General features: G+C 65.4%; 16 protein-coding genes. 12 read left to right on the forward strand and 4 right to left on the reverse strand.

All coding sequences use genetic code 11. The annotated features are described in order from the left end of the window. The first annotated feature begins 9 nt into the window (after positions 1–9). From IPM49_16810 to wecB, 5 genes are read left to right on the forward strand one after another with little or no spacing between them, the layout of a single operon-like run. Positions 10–1458 carry an MBOAT family protein gene (locus IPM49_16810; protein ID MBK9276183.1) on the forward strand — a complete coding sequence of 483 codons (1449 nt, stop codon included), beginning with the start codon at positions 10–12 and terminating at the stop codon, positions 1456–1458. Next, positions 1458–2399 (forward strand): hypothetical protein, encoded by a 942-nt coding sequence (locus tag IPM49_16815; protein MBK9276184.1) that lies wholly within the window; start codon positions 1458–1460, stop codon positions 2397–2399. Before IPM49_16810 ends, IPM49_16815 begins: the two co-directional genes overlap by 1 nt. A 10-nt stretch (positions 2400–2409) precedes the next feature. After that, positions 2410–3357, forward strand: coding sequence for a glycosyltransferase family 2 protein (locus IPM49_16820; protein MBK9276185.1), 948 nt, complete (start codon positions 2410–2412; stop codon positions 3355–3357). After that, positions 3354–3944, forward strand: coding sequence for a serine acetyltransferase (locus IPM49_16825; protein MBK9276186.1), 591 nt, complete (start codon positions 3354–3356; stop codon positions 3942–3944). The genes IPM49_16820 and IPM49_16825 overlap by 4 nt, the downstream gene beginning before the upstream one ends. Then, positions 3941–5035, forward strand: a complete 1095-nt coding sequence (gene wecB / locus IPM49_16830) for a UDP-N-acetylglucosamine 2-epimerase (non-hydrolyzing) (protein ID MBK9276187.1) — start codon at positions 3941–3943, stop codon at positions 5033–5035. Before IPM49_16825 ends, wecB begins: the two co-directional genes overlap by 4 nt. A gap of 12 nt (positions 5036–5047) precedes the next feature. Here the strand turns inward: wecB and IPM49_16835 are convergent, their stop codons facing one another. Both IPM49_16835 and bla read right to left on the reverse strand, forming a co-directional pair. Then, complete coding sequence (locus tag IPM49_16835) at positions 5048–5314, reverse strand: hypothetical protein (GenBank protein ID MBK9276188.1); 267 nt, start codon at positions 5312–5314, stop codon at positions 5048–5050. A 73-nt stretch (positions 5315–5387) separates the two neighbouring features. Then, the gene (bla, locus tag IPM49_16840; GenBank protein ID MBK9276189.1) at positions 5388–6137 is read right to left on the reverse strand and encodes a subclass B1 metallo-beta-lactamase; all 750 of its coding nucleotides are present in this window, start codon (positions 6135–6137) and stop codon (positions 5388–5390) included. 269 nt (positions 6138–6406) lie between these two features. Here bla and IPM49_16845 point away from each other — a divergent pair, with 269 nt between their 5' ends. From IPM49_16845 to IPM49_16855, 3 genes are all read left to right on the forward strand, one after another. Further along, positions 6407–7414 carry a hypothetical protein gene (locus tag IPM49_16845; protein ID MBK9276190.1) on the forward strand — a complete coding sequence of 336 codons (1008 nt, stop codon included), beginning with the start codon at positions 6407–6409 and terminating at the stop codon, positions 7412–7414. Positions 7415–7616: 202 nt separating this feature from the next. Beyond that, positions 7617–8591 carry a GDP-mannose 4,6-dehydratase gene (locus IPM49_16850; GenBank protein MBK9276191.1) on the forward strand — a complete coding sequence of 325 codons (975 nt, stop codon included), beginning with the start codon at positions 7617–7619 and terminating at the stop codon, positions 8589–8591. 75 nt (positions 8592–8666) lie between these two features. After that, entirely contained in the window at positions 8667–9800 is a 1134-nt protein-coding gene (locus tag IPM49_16855) for a glycosyltransferase family 4 protein (protein MBK9276192.1), read from the forward strand. Here IPM49_16855 and IPM49_16860 read toward each other — a convergent pair whose 3' ends face one another. Then, complete coding sequence (locus IPM49_16860; GenBank protein ID MBK9276193.1) at positions 9801–11054, reverse strand: hypothetical protein; 1254 nt, start codon at positions 11052–11054, stop codon at positions 9801–9803. It lies immediately after the preceding gene. A gap of 49 nt (positions 11055–11103) precedes the next feature. Here IPM49_16860 and IPM49_16865 point away from each other — a divergent pair, with 49 nt between their 5' ends. Beyond that, positions 11104–12150 (forward strand): hypothetical protein, encoded by a 1047-nt coding sequence (locus IPM49_16865; protein ID MBK9276194.1) that lies wholly within the window; start codon positions 11104–11106, stop codon positions 12148–12150. Here the strand turns inward: IPM49_16865 and IPM49_16870 are convergent, their stop codons facing one another. Next, entirely contained in the window at positions 12151–13353 is a 1203-nt protein-coding gene (locus IPM49_16870; protein ID MBK9276195.1) for a glycosyltransferase, read from the reverse strand. A gap of 140 nt (positions 13354–13493) precedes the next feature. Between IPM49_16870 and IPM49_16875 the strand changes: the two genes are divergently transcribed. Genes IPM49_16875 through IPM49_16885 form a run of 3 tightly spaced genes read left to right on the forward strand, consistent with a single transcriptional unit; the run spans position 13494 to position 16025 of the window. Beyond that, positions 13494–15107: an amino acid adenylation domain-containing protein gene (locus IPM49_16875; protein MBK9276196.1), complete on the forward strand. Its 1614-nt coding sequence runs from the start codon at positions 13494–13496 to the stop codon at positions 15105–15107. Then, a complete protein-coding gene (locus IPM49_16880) occupies positions 15107–15766 on the forward strand; it encodes a GNAT family N-acetyltransferase (protein MBK9276197.1) in 660 nt (219 codons plus the stop codon). Before IPM49_16875 ends, IPM49_16880 begins: the two co-directional genes overlap by 1 nt. Before the next feature lie 10 nt (positions 15767–15776). After that, positions 15777–16025, forward strand: a complete 249-nt coding sequence (locus tag IPM49_16885; protein MBK9276198.1) for an acyl carrier protein — start codon at positions 15777–15779, stop codon at positions 16023–16025. The last annotated feature ends 3 nt before the right edge of the window (positions 16026–16028 follow it).

Below are 16028 nucleotides of genomic sequence, written 5' to 3' on the forward strand. Positions count from 1 at the left end.
CGGTCCGCGATGCTCTTCAACTCCTTCGCGTTCTGCTTCATCTTCTTCCCGCTGGTGACGGCCGGCTACTTCCTGCTGCCGCATCGGTTCCGCTGGGCCCTGCTGCTGGCCGCCAGCTGCTGGTTCTACATGGCCTTCGTTCCCGTGTACATCCTCATCCTGGCCTTCACCATCGTGGTGGACTACGCCGCGGGCCTGCTGATCGCCGGCAGCACGGGGAAGCGTCGCAAGGCGTGGCTCGTGGCCAGCATCGTGGCCAACCTGGGCGTGCTCGCCTTCTTCAAGTACTACGCCTTCCTCGATGAGAGCATCGCGGCCGTGATGCAGGCGGCGGGTCTGGCGTACACGCCCACCGACCTCGGGATCCTGCTGCCCATCGGGCTCAGCTTCCACACGTTCCAGAGCCTGAGCTACACGATCGAAGTGTACCGCGGGCATCAGCGGGTCGAGCGCCGCCCCGGCATCTTCGCACTGTACGTCATGTTCTACCCTCAGCTCGTGGCCGGGCCGATCGAACGACCGGGCAACCTGCTCAACCAGCTGGATCAGGTGCACCGCTGGGACCATGCCCGTGTGGTCCACGGTCTGCAGCAGATGCTGTGGGGCTTCTTCAAGAAGCTCGTGATCGCCGACCGCTGCGCGGTGGTGGTGGACCATGTGTACGCCGATCCATCGGCCTTCGGCGGCGCCGCCACGCTGCTGGCCACCTACCTGTTCGCCCTGCAGATCTACTGCGACTTCAGCGGGTACACGGACATCGCGCTCGGCGCGGCGCGGGTGATGGGCTTCGACCTGATGGTGAACTTCCGCACACCATACCGCTCCGCTTCCATCAGCGAGTTCTGGAGCCGCTGGCACATCAGCCTCAGCAGCTGGTTCCGCGACTATGTGTACATCCCGCTCGGCGGGAACCGCGTGGTGCGGTGGCGGTGGTACATGAACCTGCTGCTCGTGTTCCTGTTGAGCGGGCTGTGGCACGGCGCCAGCTGGACCTACGTGGCCTGGGGCGGGGTGCACGGGCTCTACCTCATCGGTGCCATCGTGCTGGCCGGTGCGCGGGAACGCTTGGTGCGGGCGCTGGGGCTTGATCGGCGTCCAGGGCTCAACCGCGCGCTCGCCGTGCTGGTGACCGTGCACCTGGTGGTGGCCGGCTGGGTCTTCTTCCGGGCCGCCACCTTCGCCGACGCCTGGTCGGTGCTCGGTTCGTGGCTGAGGCCGGAAGCGTGGTGGACCGGGTTCGCGGACATGGTCCATGAGCTTGGTGCCGGGATCGTGCTCACCACCGTCGCGCTGGCCATCGCCTTCATCGGCATCGACCCGTGGGGCGATGCACTGGCCAAGGGCCAGCGCCGGATCGGCTGGCGGCCGCTGCGCTATGCGTACTTCGGCACCCTGCTCGCCGCCTGCCTGGTGCTGGGCCAGTACGGTGCGGCCATGTTCATCTACTTCCAGTTCTGATGCGCCGCTTCCTCACCGCCACCCTCATGCTGGGCCTCAGCTTCGCGCTGGTCTACCTGCTGGCGATGCTGGTGCTCTGCCGCATGGAGGTGGGGGGCGCCGCCCTGATCCACCGCACGGGCGACTACTTCAAGCTCAAGGGCGGCAACAGCTACCGGAAGTTCCGTGAGTTCAGACCGGACAGCGTGTACGATGTGGTCTTCATCGGCTCCTCGCACGCGTATCGCGGTTACGACCCGGCGTTGTTCACCGCACGCGGGTGGAGGGCGTTCAACCTGGGCACCAGCGGTCAGGGCCCGTTGAACACCTACCACATCGTGCGCACCCACCTTTCCGCCGCCAACACCCGGCTTCTGCTCCTGGACGTGTACGAGGGGGCCATGGAGCAGGATGGGCTGGAGAGCACCTCGGACCTTGCGCAGAACCTCGTGGACGATGGGGCGGCGGTGGCCATGGCGCTCGCGCTGAAGGATCCGCGAGGGGTGAACCTGCTCACCCTGCGGTTCCTCACCAAGGACCGCCCGCCGTTCTTCGCGGACAGCACGTACAGACCGGGTGGGTACTCGGTGCGCACGGACTCGGTGCGGAAGCGCATTCACTATGTGCGCGGGCGGCCGCTGAAGCTCAATGCCGACCAGGTGAGCTACCTGGAGCGGACCCTGGAGCACTGCGTCGAAGCGGGCATCCCGGTGGTGCTGGTCAACCATCCCTATCCGTGGCAGAGCGACCGCATGAAGCACGTGGCCTTCAACGCGGTGCTCGGCGACATCGCCCGTCGATACCAAGTGCCCTACCTCGACTTCGCCTACCGCCACACGCTGGATGACGAGGACCATTTCTACGACCACAACCACCTGAACCAGGCCGGGGTGGAGCGCTTCAACACGGATCTCATCCCCGACCTGGAGGCCATGGGCCTGCTGCGCCGGCCGGCCCTGTAGCTTCGCGGCGATGCGCGTCACCGTGGTCATCCCCTGCTACAATGTCGCCGATCTGGTGGGCAGGGCGCTTGATTCCGCGCTGATGCAGGACCATGCCGACCTGGAGGTGATCCTGGTCGACGATGGCAGCACGGACGGCACGGCGGAGGTGCTGGAGCGGCATCCGGGGGTGACCGGGGGACGTGCGCGGCTGGTGAGGCAGATGAACCGGGGGGCATCGGCCGCGCGCAATCACGGGCTGCGCATGGCCACGGGCACGTATGTGCAGTTCCTCGACGCCGATGATCTGCTGATGCCCGACAAGATCTCCGGGCAGCTCGCGCTCGCCGAACGCGAAGGCTGGCCCGACGTGATCGTGGGCGACTATCGGGCCGTGCGGCCCGATGGGCTCATGGACCGTGTGCAGGCCCTGTACGACCGGCCTTGGATGGCCCTGATCCGCACGCGCATGGGCACCACGAGCGCCAACCTGTGGGCGCGCGAGCTCCTGCTGGCCGTGGATGGATGGCCGGAGGAGCTGGCCAGCAGCCAGGACTATGCGTTGCTCTTCACGCTGCTGAAGCGCGGCGCACGCGTGGGCTGGGACCGTCGTGAGCGCACCGAGGTGCTCAAGCGTCCCACCGGCAGCATCAGCCGAACCGGTGTGCGTGCGAACTGGGAGCGCTATGTGGACCTGCGCCGCCGCATCAAGGAGCACCTGGTGGGGTTGGGCCGGGAACGGTACGCCGCCGAGATCGCCGCATTGGACCAGTACATCTTCATGGCCCTGCGCATCCTGGCCACCTACGACAGGGATCAGGCGGTGAAGCTGTACCGGAGCTGCATCGACAAGGGCTTCCGGCCCGAGGTGGGCCCGGCCATCACCGAGCGCTACGTCGCGCTCTTTACCTTGCTCGGGTTCGCCGGCGCGGAACGGGCCCTGGGCCTCGCCCGCCGGCGCAAGCAGGCCGACGCATGATCCGCTCCCACGCCGAGTACCTCGAATACCTGGAGGCCGACCGCATCGCCCTGCGGCGTGGTCATGGCCGCCTGTGGTCGGACGAGGTGTGGAAGTTCCAGCGGCTGCTCCGCCGGGTGGAGTACCTGATGAACTGCCGCAAGCATCAGGGGCTGCTATGGCGCATGGTGTACACCTTCTTCGCCTACCGCCTGCACGAACAGGCCATCCGCTGCGGGTTCGACATCCCGCCGAACACCTTCGGCCCCGGGCTCAGCATCGCGCATCGCGGCACCATCGTGGTGCATCCGGACGCCCGCGTCGGCCGCAACTGCCGCCTGCATGTGGGTGTGGTCATCGGCACGCGCCCCGGACCCTTCGAGCTGGTGCCCACCATCGGTGACAACTGCTACATCGGGCCCGGCTCAAAGGTCTTCGGCGACATCGTCATCGGCCCCGATACCGCCATCGGCGCCAACAGCGTGGTGAACCGCTCCTTCCCGGAGGGCCACATGACCATCGCCGGTGCGCCGGCCCGCAAGGTGAGCGACACCGACTCGCGCGAGTTCATCATCGCCACCCGCAGCCCCTTGAAATCCCTCGGATGAAGAAGGTCCTCATCGTCGTCGGCACACGCCCCAACTTCATCAAGGTCACCCGCTTCAAGCGCGTGGCCGCGCAACGCGGTACGATCGATGTGCGCATCGTGCACACCGGCCAGCACTTCAGCGCCAACATGGCCGATGTGTTCTTCGAACAGTTCGGCCTGGTGCCGGACATCTTCCTGAACATCGGCGCTGGAAGCCCCAACACGCAGATGGCCCAGGTGATGCTGGGGCTGGAGACGGTGATCAGCGAGGAGAGGCCGGACCTGGTGATGGTGGTGGGCGATGTGAACAGCACACTGGCCGCGGCCATCACCGCCAACAAGATGGGCGTGCGCATCGGTCACCTCGAGAGCGGCCTGCGCAGCCACGACCGCACGATGCCCGAGGAGCACAACCGGGTGCTCACCGACGCGCTCACCGACCACTTCTTCATCACCGAGCAGAGCGGCCTGGACCACTTGCGGCAGGAGGGGAGGCCCGAGGAGGCGCTCCACGTCGTGGGCAACACCATGATCGACACCCTGGTGGCCTTCGAGCCGCAGGTGCAGGCCTCGCCGGTGCTGCAGCAGCTGGGGCTGGGTGAGGGCGGGCACGTGCTCATGACCATCCACCGCCCCGCCACCGTGGACGTGCCTGAGCGGCTTACGGCCTTGCTGGACCTGATCGCGGACGTGTGCGCCTCCGGCCGGAAGGTGGTCTTCCCCATCCACCCGCGCACGGTGAAGAACATCGAGGCCTTCGGGCTGAAGGCGAAGGCCGATGCCATCCAGGGGCTGGTGCGCACCGAGCCGCTGGACTATTTCGCCTTCCAGAAGCTGGTGGCCACCTGTGGCTTCATCCTCACGGACAGCGGAGGCATCCAGGAGGAGAGCACCTTCCGCCGCGTGCCCTGCCTCACCCTGCGCCCGAACACCGAGCGGCCCATCACCGTGACGCTCGGCAGCAACGAGCTCGTTCCGCTCGACATGGACGCCGTGCGCGCCGCGATCGCGCGGATCGAGAACGGGACCTTCAAGAGGGGCGAGGTGCCTCCGCTGTGGGACGGACACGCCACCGAGCGGATCGTGGAGGTGCTGGAGCGGGTGCTGTGAGCCTGGATCGAACTATCCGGTCCGCCTCCGTTCCTTCTCCGCACGGATGCCGGCCAGGCGCTGGTTGATGTTCGCTGAACTGCGGACGAGCAGCAGGATCAGTCCGCCCGGCAACAGGGTGTGCAGCAAGCCGAAGCCTTTGGTGGCCACGCCGTAGATGATCACGCCGATGAGGAAGCCGATGAGCACAGCGACCGTGATCTGCTCGTTGCGGGTGCGCTTCTCGGCGCGCTGAAGTTCCTCCAAGGTCATGCGCGTGTGGTCCGTGCTGGTTTCCATGGGCAGTGTTCGGTGGTGGGACAAAGATCATCCGGGGACCGATCCATAAGAACGTGGTCCAGAGCGCCAGGAACTACTGCGGTTCTCGGAACAACCCGATCGTGAAGTCCAACAGCTTACCGTCCCCCCACTGCCCATGCCCCGGCACCACCACCCGCACATCGGGATGGGCCTTCTTCACCGCCTCCACCGTGCCCGACCAGGCCGCCACGTTCGCATCGCCGAGGTAGCCTTTGCTCGCATCCAGTTCCTTGATCAGGCAGCCGCCGAAGAGCACGTGCTCACTGGGGAAGTGACCCACTACGTTGTCCTTCGTGTGTCCTTCACCATGGAAAATGGCGGTGATCCGTTCGTTGCCCACGGTGAGCTGAAGGCTGTCCGCGAAGCCGCGCTGGGGCTGCTCCACGCGATCGGCTGCGGCCAGGGCGATGGTGCGCTTGTGGGCGTAGGAGGGGATCCCGTGCGCGTGGAAGGCCTTCAAGCCGCCCAGGCAGTCGTCGTGGAAGTGGGTGGGGATCACCGCAGTGATGCGGCAATGCAAGGAGTCCTGCACCCAGCGGATCAGCTCCGCGGCGCTGGTGTCGTTCGTGGGGGTGTCGAACACGATGGCCTCGTGGCCGCTCCGCACCACCAGACCGTTGCAGGGCACGTTACCGAAGTCCTGGGTCTGCTTGTAGCTGGTGTGCACGAAGGCGTTGGGGGTCACCTGTTCCACGATCAGCACAGGGGAGCGATGGACCTGCATGGGTGTGAATGCCGGCCCCTCACCCGATGTACAGTGCGCGAACACCAAGGCTGAAAGGGGCAGGGTCCAGGCTTTCATGGTCGATCGGTAGCGGCGCACGGTGGCGGGCGAAGTTCCGGGTTTGAGCGATACAGGAAAGCTCCAAGCGGTCCGGGAGGGTGGAATGTGCTGGTCCTTCGATGTAGCGCAAGTCTCTGTGTTCCTTTGCGCCTCAGCGCCTTTGCGGCCACCCTGCCCCATGCTCCTCTACCTCACCTACAACGACCAGCCCAGCGGTGTCTACTGGAGCCAGGTGACGGACGTGGTGGAGCACCTGAACACACTGGGCGGGCCGAAGGTGAGGTCTGGTGGCGCTGGTGAGCGGTCGCGACTTCCTCAACACCCGCCGGAAGATCAAGTCCCACAGCCCCTCGGCCTTGGTGCTGCCCATGGTGCCCGCGATGAAGCGCTGGAAGGCGAACACCGCGCTGGTGGCCTGGGTGTGCCGGCTGCTGCGGCCCACCGGCCTCATCTGCCGCGGGCCCTTCGCCACGTGGATGGCCCTGCGCATGCGCGAGCGTGGACTGACCAGGAAGGTCTGCTTCGACGGGCGCGGTGCCTATGCGGCGGAGTGGGAGGAGTACCGGATCATTGATGACGATGCCCTCATCGCCCAGTTCCGGCCCTTGGAGAATGAAGCGGTGAACGCGAGCGACTTATGCATCGCGGTGAGCCAGGCGCTGGTGGAGCATTGGCGCGAACGCTACGGGTACAGAGGCGATGCGCATGTGGTGATCCCGTGCACGCTGGGGCGGGAGCTTGAGCGCGCAGCGGTGTCCGTGATCGAGCGAAGGGACGATGCTGTTCGCCTGGTCTACAGCGGAAGCACCGCCGGCTGGCAGTCGTTCGACCTGCTGAAGCCCCTGCTCATCCAGGTGTTGGATGCTCAGCCCAACGCCCGGGTGCTCTTCCTCAGCAGGCGCGACGCGAACAACGGCGCCTTGGAGGCGGCTTATCCGGGTCGCGTGGAGGTGAAGTGGCTGGACCATGCCCAGGTGGCAGCGGCGCTGGCGGAGTGCGACCACGGCATGATGGTGCGTGAGAGGACCATCACCAATCGGGTGGCCAGCCCCACCAAGTTCGCGGAGTACCTGAGCAGCGGCTTGCGCGTCATCACCAACGAGGGCCTCGGTGACCTCAGTGAACTTGTGGCCAGGCACGATCTCGGGGTGGTGGTGGAGGCGGGGAAGCCTCTTCCTGCGCTGAAGCAGGTGTCGCCTGCGGAACGCCAACGCCTGCGGGCCTTCGCGCTGCAGCACTTCACCAAGCAGGCCCACGATGCCAGCTACCGCAAGGCGCTTGAGGTACTTGGCTGATCTGAACCACAGATGGACGCAGATGGACACAGATGTGATCACTGCTCCGTCGTGTGCTGATGTTGATCCGTTCTACAACGGGCGTTATCCGTGTCCATCTGCGTTCATCTGTGGTTGAATGCGCGTTGGTCCGATGGACCTGCATGAGCGCCCCAACGTACCATCCAACCCTCTGTGGTCTTCCCCCTACTTTCGCGGTCCCATGGCGAACCCTGCCTTCGCAACCGCTTCGGCGGGCACAAGAAAGGTCCTGATCACCGGTGGCGCGGGCTTCATCGGCTCGGCGCTCAGCAAGCACCTGCAGGAGCTGGGCCATGAGGTCTTCGTGCAGGACGACCTGAGCTTCGGGCGGCGCCACCTGGCCGGTGTGCCCGATGACCGTTTCTTCAAGGCCGACATCCGCGACCGCAAGGCCACGCAGGCCGTGTTCGACGCCACGCGCCCCAACTGGGTGCTGCACCTGGCGGCCGTGCACTTCATCCCGTACTGCAACGAGCACCCCGCCAAGGCCGCCGACATCAACATCAACGGCACCATCAGTGTGCTGGATGCGGCGGAGACGAAGGGCAGCGTGGAGCAGGTGTTCGTGGCCAGCACCGCCGCGGTGTACCCCATCGCCGACGGCGCCATGGCCGAGGATCATGAGCTCGGGCCGATGGACATCTACGGCACCACCAAGCTGGCCACCGAGAAGCTCGCCAGCGAGTTCCACCTGCGGACGAGGATCCCCACCCTCGTAGGCCGCTTCTTCAACGCCTTCGGTCCGAACGAGACCAACCCGCACCTCTTCCCCACGATCCAACGGCAGATCCTGGATGGGGCGCGCATGCTGAAGCTCGGCAACCTCGATCCCAAGCGCGATTACATCCACACCGAGGACATGAGCCGTGCCATGAGCGCCCTGCTCAACGCCGGTATCATGGGCTACGACACCTTCAACATCGGACGCGGCATCGAGTACAGCGTGCGCGAGATCGTCGAAGCCTTCGAGCGTCAGCTCGGCGAACAGCTCACCATCGAGGTGGATCCCGCCCGGGTGCGCAAGGTGGAGCGCATGCACCTGCTCGCCGATGTGCGCAAGCTGAAGCAGGCCACGGGCTGGGAGCCGATGTGGGGCATCGATGAGGGGGTGGCCACACTCTTGCGGGAGGATGTCGATCAGATGATGAGAGGGTGAGATGATCAGATGATCGGATGCGCCGACGGATCTTCTCATTATCTGATCGTCTGATCATCTGATCGACCGATCGCCATGCGTGTCGCTCTCTGCACCGACGGTGTCTTCCCCCAGGCCATGGGCGGGATGCAACGGCATTCGCGGCTGCTGGCGGAGCACCTGGCGCGGAGCGGGAAGGTGAAGGTCACCGTGCTGCACCCGCATCCGGTGGGGATCTTCGATCCAGCACTGGGCATCGAGGAGGTTCATGTGCCCGACATCCACAGGAGCAGGCTGTACGTCCGCGAGCTCTGGCGGTATAGCGAGCGCGTGGGGAGGGAGCTGGAGCGGATCAAGCCGGACGTGATCCTGTCGCAGGGTTTCTGTGTGTGGAAGGGCATCGACCGTTTCAGCGACAGGCTGATCGTGCATCCCCACGGGCTGGAGATGTTCCAGATGCTCACCCGCAAGGAGCGCCTGCTGGGCTGGCCGTTCCGCGCGGCGTTGAAGTACATCGTTCGCCGAAGCACTGTGGTCATCAGTCTTGGAGGAAAGCTCACGGGCATCCTGCAAGGACTGGCGAGGGGCAGCGGCTGTCGTGTGGTGGTGCTCCCGAATGCTACCGACGTGCCTGTCGTCCCCGCAGCGTCGGCCGCCGGACAACCGCGAACGGACACCGGACAACCGCTCTCCCTCCTCTTCGTCGGCCGCTTCGCGTTCAACAAGGGATTGGATGTGCTGCTCACCGTGGCGCGTCGCCTGGTAGCCGAAGGGAGCACCGACCTGGTGCGCTTCCAGCTCGCCGGCGATGGGCCGCTGCTGGAGGACCTGAAGCGCGACCTGCCGCCGAACGTGGAGCTGCTCGGCCGCGTGGATGACGCGCAGCTGGACCGACTCTACGCCGACTGTGCCGCGCTGATCCTGCCCACGCGCTTCGAGGGCATGCCTACGGTGGTGCTGGAGGCCATGGCCCGCGCGAAGCCGATCATCGTGAGCGATGTGGGTGCCAGCGGCGAGCTGGTGAACCCGCACAACGGCTACCTGCTTCCCCCCGGCGACGCCGAGGCCCTGTACCAGGCGGTGGTGGCGTTCGCCGGACGCAATGCGGAGGTGCGCGCCAAGATGGGGGCGTACAGCTTTGCGCGGGTGAACGAGCTCTTCAGCTGGCCCGTGGTGGTGAAGCGCTTCGAGGCGCTCTTCGCCGAGCTGGTCAGCGGAGACCGTCAGTGATCAGCCGGTGATCGCGCGGGGTGGCACCCCCAGTTCCACGAGCATGGTGTCCATGAAGAACTTGGTGCCCCATTCGATGAGATCGCCGGGTTGGTAGGTGCCTCGCAAAGGATAGGAAGCGGGCATCACGCCGTTCATCAGGGGTTCCTTGAACCCGCGGAGCTGGAAGTGCTTGGTGGCCTGGATCATCCGGCCCGCCCAGGCGGTGTGCGCCTCGCCGCGCTGCTCTTCGGGCAGCTTCAGGATGGCCAGGCTCAACTGGCTCATGCCGGTGATGCAGAGCTCGTTCAGGAAGCTGCCATCCGCGCGGTAGTGCGAGGGGATGAGGTCCGGATGGCCGAAGCGCGCCCGGTCGAAGGTCGCCAACCGGTCCAGCGCACGGCGCACCGTGGCGAAGTAGCGGGCATCGCCCAGGCCGTGGCCGGCCTCCACGAGTCCCCGAAGCGTGTAGGCGATGGTGTGCAGCACGGCCAGCTCCTCGTCGAAACCCCAGTGATCGATCCATCCGTCGGGGCGCTGCTGGTCGGCCACCCAGTCGAAGTGACGGCGCGCGGCGGCGAGCATGCGCCCATTGCCGGTGACCTGACCGGCGCGCAGGAGGCCGTAGGTCGCACGGCTGTAGTAGGTGCGCACCTTGTTGCGGAAGCTGTGCGCCGGGTCGTACGGTCCGGCCGCGGTCACCTGGTCGGCCAGGAAGTCACCGGCGCCGTTCACGGCAGCGCGCAGGCGTTCCACGTCCAGCTGCCAGGCTGCAGGCGGTGTGTGCGTGGCGCAATGTTCCAGCACGGCGCTCAGGCCCAGAAGGATCTGACCCGTGTTGAAGATGCTTGGCCGGCCGTAGTTGCGCAGCTTCTGGTGGCCGCCGGTGAAGGCGCCGTTGGGCAGCTGCTCACCGAGCAGGAAGCGCGTGCAATTCCCGATCAGCGCGTGCAGCCGCTCTTCGTCCAACCCCAGCTCCTTCGCCCGCGGGAGGGCGGCCAGGAAGGTGTTCAGCGTGTAGCCGGTGGTCTCCGGATAGGGCACGCCCACCCCGTATTGCGGGCCGATGGAGAACTTGGTGGGCAGACCCTGGCGGTCCACGGCCAGATGGGCATCCCACATCCACTGGAACCCCATCTGCAGGTGGGTGCGGGCGTCCGTCGCCTCGAAAGGCAGCGGACGTTGCGCCAGGGCGTTCAGCCGCCGCAGGTCGGGGTTGATGCGCGGACGCACCTTCATGTCGTAGTGGAAACGCAGCTTGCCGACCAGGTCCATGGCGGTAAAAGTAGGCGCGGGTCGCGCAGCGTTACTTTGCCGCGGCGGCATGGAGCACCGGCACCTCCTCTTCACCTTCGACCACGAGCTGTTCCTGGGCCGCCGCAGCGGCACGGTGGAGCGTTGCATGATCCGTCCGGTGGACCGCGTGCTGCCCGTCCTGGAACGGCATCGCCTGGCGATGACCTTCTTCGTGGACACCACCTTTCTGCTGGAGCTGGAGCGGCGGTCGGTCACCAACGTGCGGTGCCGGGCGGACCTGGACCGCATCGCGCGGCAGCTGCGTGAGCTGGTGGAACGGGGGCATCATGTGTATCCGCACATCCATCCGCATTGGTACGACGCTCGCTACGATGAGGCGTGCCACGAGTGGGACCTGCAGGAGCTGGGGCGCTATCGCTTGTCCGCGCTGGACGAGCCTTCGCGCGTGGCCGTGTTCGACGGTTCGGTGGACCTGCTCCGGCGCATCCTGGCCCCGGTGGCGCCCGCCTACCGGGTGTCCGCCTACCGGGCGGGTGGCTGGTGCATCCAGCCGTTCGCCGATTTCCGCCCGCACTTCCTGCGCTGTGGCATCGACCGCGACATGAGCGTGATGGCGGGCATGCGGCGCCACAGCAATGCCGTGGACTACGACTTCACTGCGCCGCTCCCGGGTCCGGTGTACCGGTTCTCCACCGATGTGATGCGCCCCGAACCCGATGGCCCGTTCACGGAGGTGGTGATCACCAGCATCCCCAAGCGGCCGCGCGGGCTCGTGGGGGCCCTGGTGGACAAGGTGCTCTGGCGCGTTCCCTACGGCCGGCAGATGGGCGACGGTCAGGGGGTGGCCTTCGTGGACGTGCCGGGGCCCGACGGCAGCATGGGCACGGTGGACCGGGAGATGGTGTCCATCGAGCTGCTCACCGTGATGCGCTATCGGGCGTACGCACGGTTGATCGACCGCACGCCGTTCGTGCAGTTCATCAGCCATCCGAAGATGATCACGCGGCACAACCTGCACATGCTGGAGCGGTTGCTGGACCGGTGCGCAGCGCGGTACCGGCTGAGCTCCGACATCGAGGCCTTGGTGCCCCGCCGATCCGGTGCGACCGTCTGATCAGGGCGCCAGCAGGTCACGTTCGATGCCTGCGGCGATGTGGTCCAACAGGTGCGCGCTCAGGTCGTAGTTCGTATCCACGGTCACCGTGCGCTCGCCGGTCATCAGGCGGGGCAGCTCATGCGCCAGTTCCTCCACCCGGAGCGACACGCCCAGCCGGTCCGCTTCGATGTGGCGGCTCACCAGCCCCGCATCGCCCACGTGGATCACCGGCCGCCGCAGGTGGAACACCTCGGTGAACTTGGTGCCCAGCACATCGCGGTTCATGCTGGGGATGAAGAGCAGCACGGCGTCGGCGGCGGCGATGCGGGGGAAGATGGCCTTGGCCGGCAGCGGGGCATGGAAGCGGATGTGGTGTTGGAGCCCCCGGGCCTCCACGAGGCGGCGGAGGTTCCCGGTGCCATGCCCGGTGATGTAGAGGTCGAGCGAGGCATCGGCGAAGGCCTCCGGTGCGGTATCGCGCAGGTGCGCGAAGGCGGCGATCACCTGGTCGAAGTAGCGGTCGGCCTCATGGGCGCCGTACATGCTGCCCGCGTAGATGAGGCGCCGCAGTGAAGGCGAAGGCTCGGGCCGCGGCGGTCCCAGTTCGTCGGGGTCGATCGCATGGCCCAGGAGCCTCACCTTGGTGGCGTGCTGCGGATAGGTGCGCGTGAGGTGCTCCACCACGGCCGGGTGCGGGGTGGTGATGCGGTCGCTGCCCGCCATGACCGCTTCCTCCAAGCGGCGCTCATAGGCCTTTCGTTCCGGGCTGAGCAGGGCCCCGCCGTAGCCGTCCTGCCAGGTCCAGGTGTCGCGCAGATCACAAACAAGGTGGATGGGCCGGCGCTGTTTCAGCAGCACGCCGAAGTACAGGAGCCGGAAGGGGGCCCCGGTGATGAGCACATCGCGGATGCCATGGAGGTCGATGAGCGCGCAGGCCTTGTCCAGGAAGGGGCGCTTCCAGAACACGGCCTTGTCGAACCAGTTGCCTTTGACGAGCAGCGGCAGCACCAGGTTCCACACGCGGTACATCATCTTGTCCACCAGGCGGGTCAGGGGGCGCTTGAAGAGCACGGTGGGGTAGCGCTGGGGCAGGGGATGGCAGGTGATGCCGGGCGTGGCCAGGTCATCGGTCCACGGCGAGCCCTTCAGCTCCTCCGGTCCGGCGCTGTGGATCACGTGCACGGCATGACCGCGCCGGGCCAGGGCCTTGGCGAACTTCATCCAGCGCCTGCCTCCGATGCCGCGGTAGGGCGGGAAGGTGTGAGAGACAATGAGAATGGGGGGCTTCGCCACAGCAGTGGCTAATGTACTGGCTTGGTCCGGATGGTCATGCTGTGCAATGATGCTCGCGATCGCTGTGCATGAACCTGTGGATGCCAACGGATCTTCGCGAACGGATGCTTGCGCGATCAGCGGAACGCGCAGTGAGGGCGCTACCGATGGTGTTCAGTTCTCCTACTTTCGCACTGCGAACGCCAGCGATGAATGTTTTCCACGCCCTTGAGACCTCGTTGAGCAGGCATCACGATCGTGCGGCCTTCTTCATCAATGGTATGACCTACACCTATTCGCAGTTCACCGAGCGCATCGACGCGCAGCGGGCTTGGTTGCGAGCCCATCTGTCGGCCGAGGAGAAGCTGGTGGGGCTGCTGGGCCATGACGAGTTGGACACCTACGCCAGCATCATGGCCTTGTGGGCTGAAGGGAAGGCCTATTTGCCTTTGGCGCCGCACGCTCCGCCAGATCGCAACGACGGCATCATCACCAAGGCCGGGGTGCGTGTGTTGCTGTCGGCGCGAGAGCACGAGCATCCGGGTGCCTTCACATTGGTCCGCACCGATATCCTGCCCTCGGCCCCTTCGCTCGGGCCCTTTGTGCCCTCGGATGCAACGGAGCTGGCATATGTTCTCTTCACCTCCGGCACCACGGGCCAACCCAAGGGCGTGCCCATCACCCGATCCAACCTGCAGGCATTCATTGAGGCACAGGCGTGCATGGCCATCACCATCGGCCCCGACGATCGCTGCCTGCAGATGTTCGAGCTCACGTTCGACGTGTCGGTGATGTCGTACGTGCTGGCCTTGATGAACGGTGCCTGTGTGCACACCGTTCCGCAGAACGTGATCAAACCTTTGTTCATAGCCGAACTGATGGAGGGTCGGGCACTTACCTGGGCCGCTATGGTGCCATCTGTGATCACGTACCTGCGGCCCTACTTTGACGAGATGTGCTACCCTTCTCTGAAGGCCTGCGTGTTCGCCGGGGAGGCGCTGCCGCTCGAACTCACTGCGGCATGGAGCGCCTGCGCCCCCAACGCGCGCATCTTCAACGCGTACGGGCCCACTGAGCATACCATCGTGTGCACGAAGTACCTGTTCAGGCGCGAAGGTGGTAACAAGGAGCTCAACGGTATCATGGCCATCGGGGCTTCCATGGGCGACTCACGTTTGGTATTGGTGGATGAGGATCTGCGCATTCTGCCATCAGGCTCCAAAGGTGAGCTGTGTCTTTCAGGTCCCCAGCTAACATCAGGCTATTGGAACGATCCCGAGCGCACCGCCGAGGTGATGTTCACTACATCGCATGAAGGTCGGCCCACGCGCTTCTACCGTACCGGGGATCTTTGCTACATGGACGATGAGCAGGACATCATCTACTTGGGCCGCATCGATCAACAGGCGAAGATCCAGGGATTCCGTGTGGAGCTGGGCGAGGTTGAACATTACGCGCGGGTCTTCCTGGGTAGCGTGAACGTTGCGGCCCTTGCCGTGCAGAACGAGTTCGGAACCACCGAGATAGCCCTGTGCATCGAGGGGCCGGGGCCCGTGCCCGATGATCTGATCGACCGGATGCGCACCAAGCTGCCGGCGTATATGATACCGAACCGTGTGCGTTGCGTACGGCAATTCCCCTTGGGGACCAGCGGCAAGACGGACCGCAATGCCTTGCGTACCCAGTTCATGGCCACGACGTGATGAAAGGTGAGCTAATCCGGCGCGCTACGCCGGTCGACATTCCGTTCCTGGTGGAGGCCATTGTGTCAGCTGAGAAGAGCGGTACCGATCGCTGCGGTTTGGCCACTCTTTTCGGACAGAGCGAAGCGCAGGTACGCACACACATCGCTGCCATGCTGAACGAGGAGGTGGATGGTTGCGAGCTCTCCGTGAGCAGTTTCCTCGTGTCCGTCGTGGATGGCGAGCCTGCTGCAGCTGTGGCTGGATGGGTGGAGGGGTGGCAGGATGATCTGCCTTCGGGCTTGCTGAAGTCCAACCTGATAGGGGCCACCTTCGCCCCCGAAGCCTTGGAGCACCTGCGACACCATGCTGATGTGCTCGCCGGTATCCGCGTGGAACGCGACAAGGATACCTTGCAGCTCGACTACGTATTCACCGCGGACCGTTTCCGCGGGATGGGATGCGCCGCTCGACTGATCGAGGCGCATCTGCGCTTGGCGCGCACGATCATGCCGCCTTGGAGCAAGGCCCAGGTACAGGCATTCAGTGGCAATGTACGAGCCATTCGTGTTTACGAGCGGCTCGGCTTCACGGTGGTCCGTAAGTTCGCTGCGCTCCATCCCCGGGTCACCGATTTCCTGCCATCGGCTGAAAAGGTGCTCCTGGAAAGAGCGCTATAGACGCATTACCATGGAACGAGAGCAGATCGTGGAGCGCATCCGTGAGACCATTACCGCCGTGCTGGGCCACGGGTCCTTCGACATGAAGGACGAACTGACCGCAGCCGATGTGAAGGGCTGGGATTCACTCACGCACATGACCATCATCACCCGCTTGGAGAAGAACTTCGGCGTGAAGTTCAAGCTGAAGGAGATCAACAAGCTCAAGAACATGGGCTCGCTCATCGAGCTCATCGGTACAAAACTGACCTCAGGCTGAGAG

This window comes from Flavobacteriales bacterium, from assembly GCA_016715895.1.
Lineage (GTDB): Bacteria > Bacteroidota > Bacteroidia > Flavobacteriales_F > PHOS-HE28 > PHOS-HE28.

Coding starts and splice junctions, on each gene's coding strand:
- wecB (MBK9276187.1), top strand. CDS start 3,941: ATGAAGAAGGTCCTCATCGTCGTCGGCACACGCCCCAACTTCATCAAG.
- IPM49_16855 (MBK9276192.1), top strand. CDS start 8,667: ATGCGTGTCGCTCTCTGCACCGACGGTGTCTTCCCCCAGGCCATGGGC.
- IPM49_16885 (MBK9276198.1), top strand. CDS start 15,777: ATGGAACGAGAGCAGATCGTGGAGCGCATCCGTGAGACCATTACCGCC.
- IPM49_16835 (MBK9276188.1), bottom strand. CDS start 5,314: ATGGAAACCAGCACGGACCACACGCGCATGACCTTGGAGGAACTTCAG.
- IPM49_16880 (MBK9276197.1), top strand. CDS start 15,107: ATGAAAGGTGAGCTAATCCGGCGCGCTACGCCGGTCGACATTCCGTTC.
- IPM49_16870 (MBK9276195.1), bottom strand. CDS start 13,353: ATGAAGTTCGCCAAGGCCCTGGCCCGGCGCGGTCATGCCGTGCACGTG.
- IPM49_16860 (MBK9276193.1), bottom strand. CDS start 11,054: ATGGACCTGGTCGGCAAGCTGCGTTTCCACTACGACATGAAGGTGCGT.
- IPM49_16810 (MBK9276183.1), top strand. CDS start 10: ATGCTCTTCAACTCCTTCGCGTTCTGCTTCATCTTCTTCCCGCTGGTG.
- IPM49_16815 (MBK9276184.1), top strand. CDS start 1,458: ATGCGCCGCTTCCTCACCGCCACCCTCATGCTGGGCCTCAGCTTCGCG.
- IPM49_16825 (MBK9276186.1), top strand. CDS start 3,354: ATGATCCGCTCCCACGCCGAGTACCTCGAATACCTGGAGGCCGACCGC.
- bla (MBK9276189.1), bottom strand. CDS start 6,137: ATGAAAGCCTGGACCCTGCCCCTTTCAGCCTTGGTGTTCGCGCACTGT.
- IPM49_16865 (MBK9276194.1), top strand. CDS start 11,104: ATGGAGCACCGGCACCTCCTCTTCACCTTCGACCACGAGCTGTTCCTG.
- IPM49_16850 (MBK9276191.1), top strand. CDS start 7,617: ATGGCGAACCCTGCCTTCGCAACCGCTTCGGCGGGCACAAGAAAGGTC.
- IPM49_16820 (MBK9276185.1), top strand. CDS start 2,410: ATGCGCGTCACCGTGGTCATCCCCTGCTACAATGTCGCCGATCTGGTG.
- IPM49_16875 (MBK9276196.1), top strand. CDS start 13,494: ATGAACCTGTGGATGCCAACGGATCTTCGCGAACGGATGCTTGCGCGA.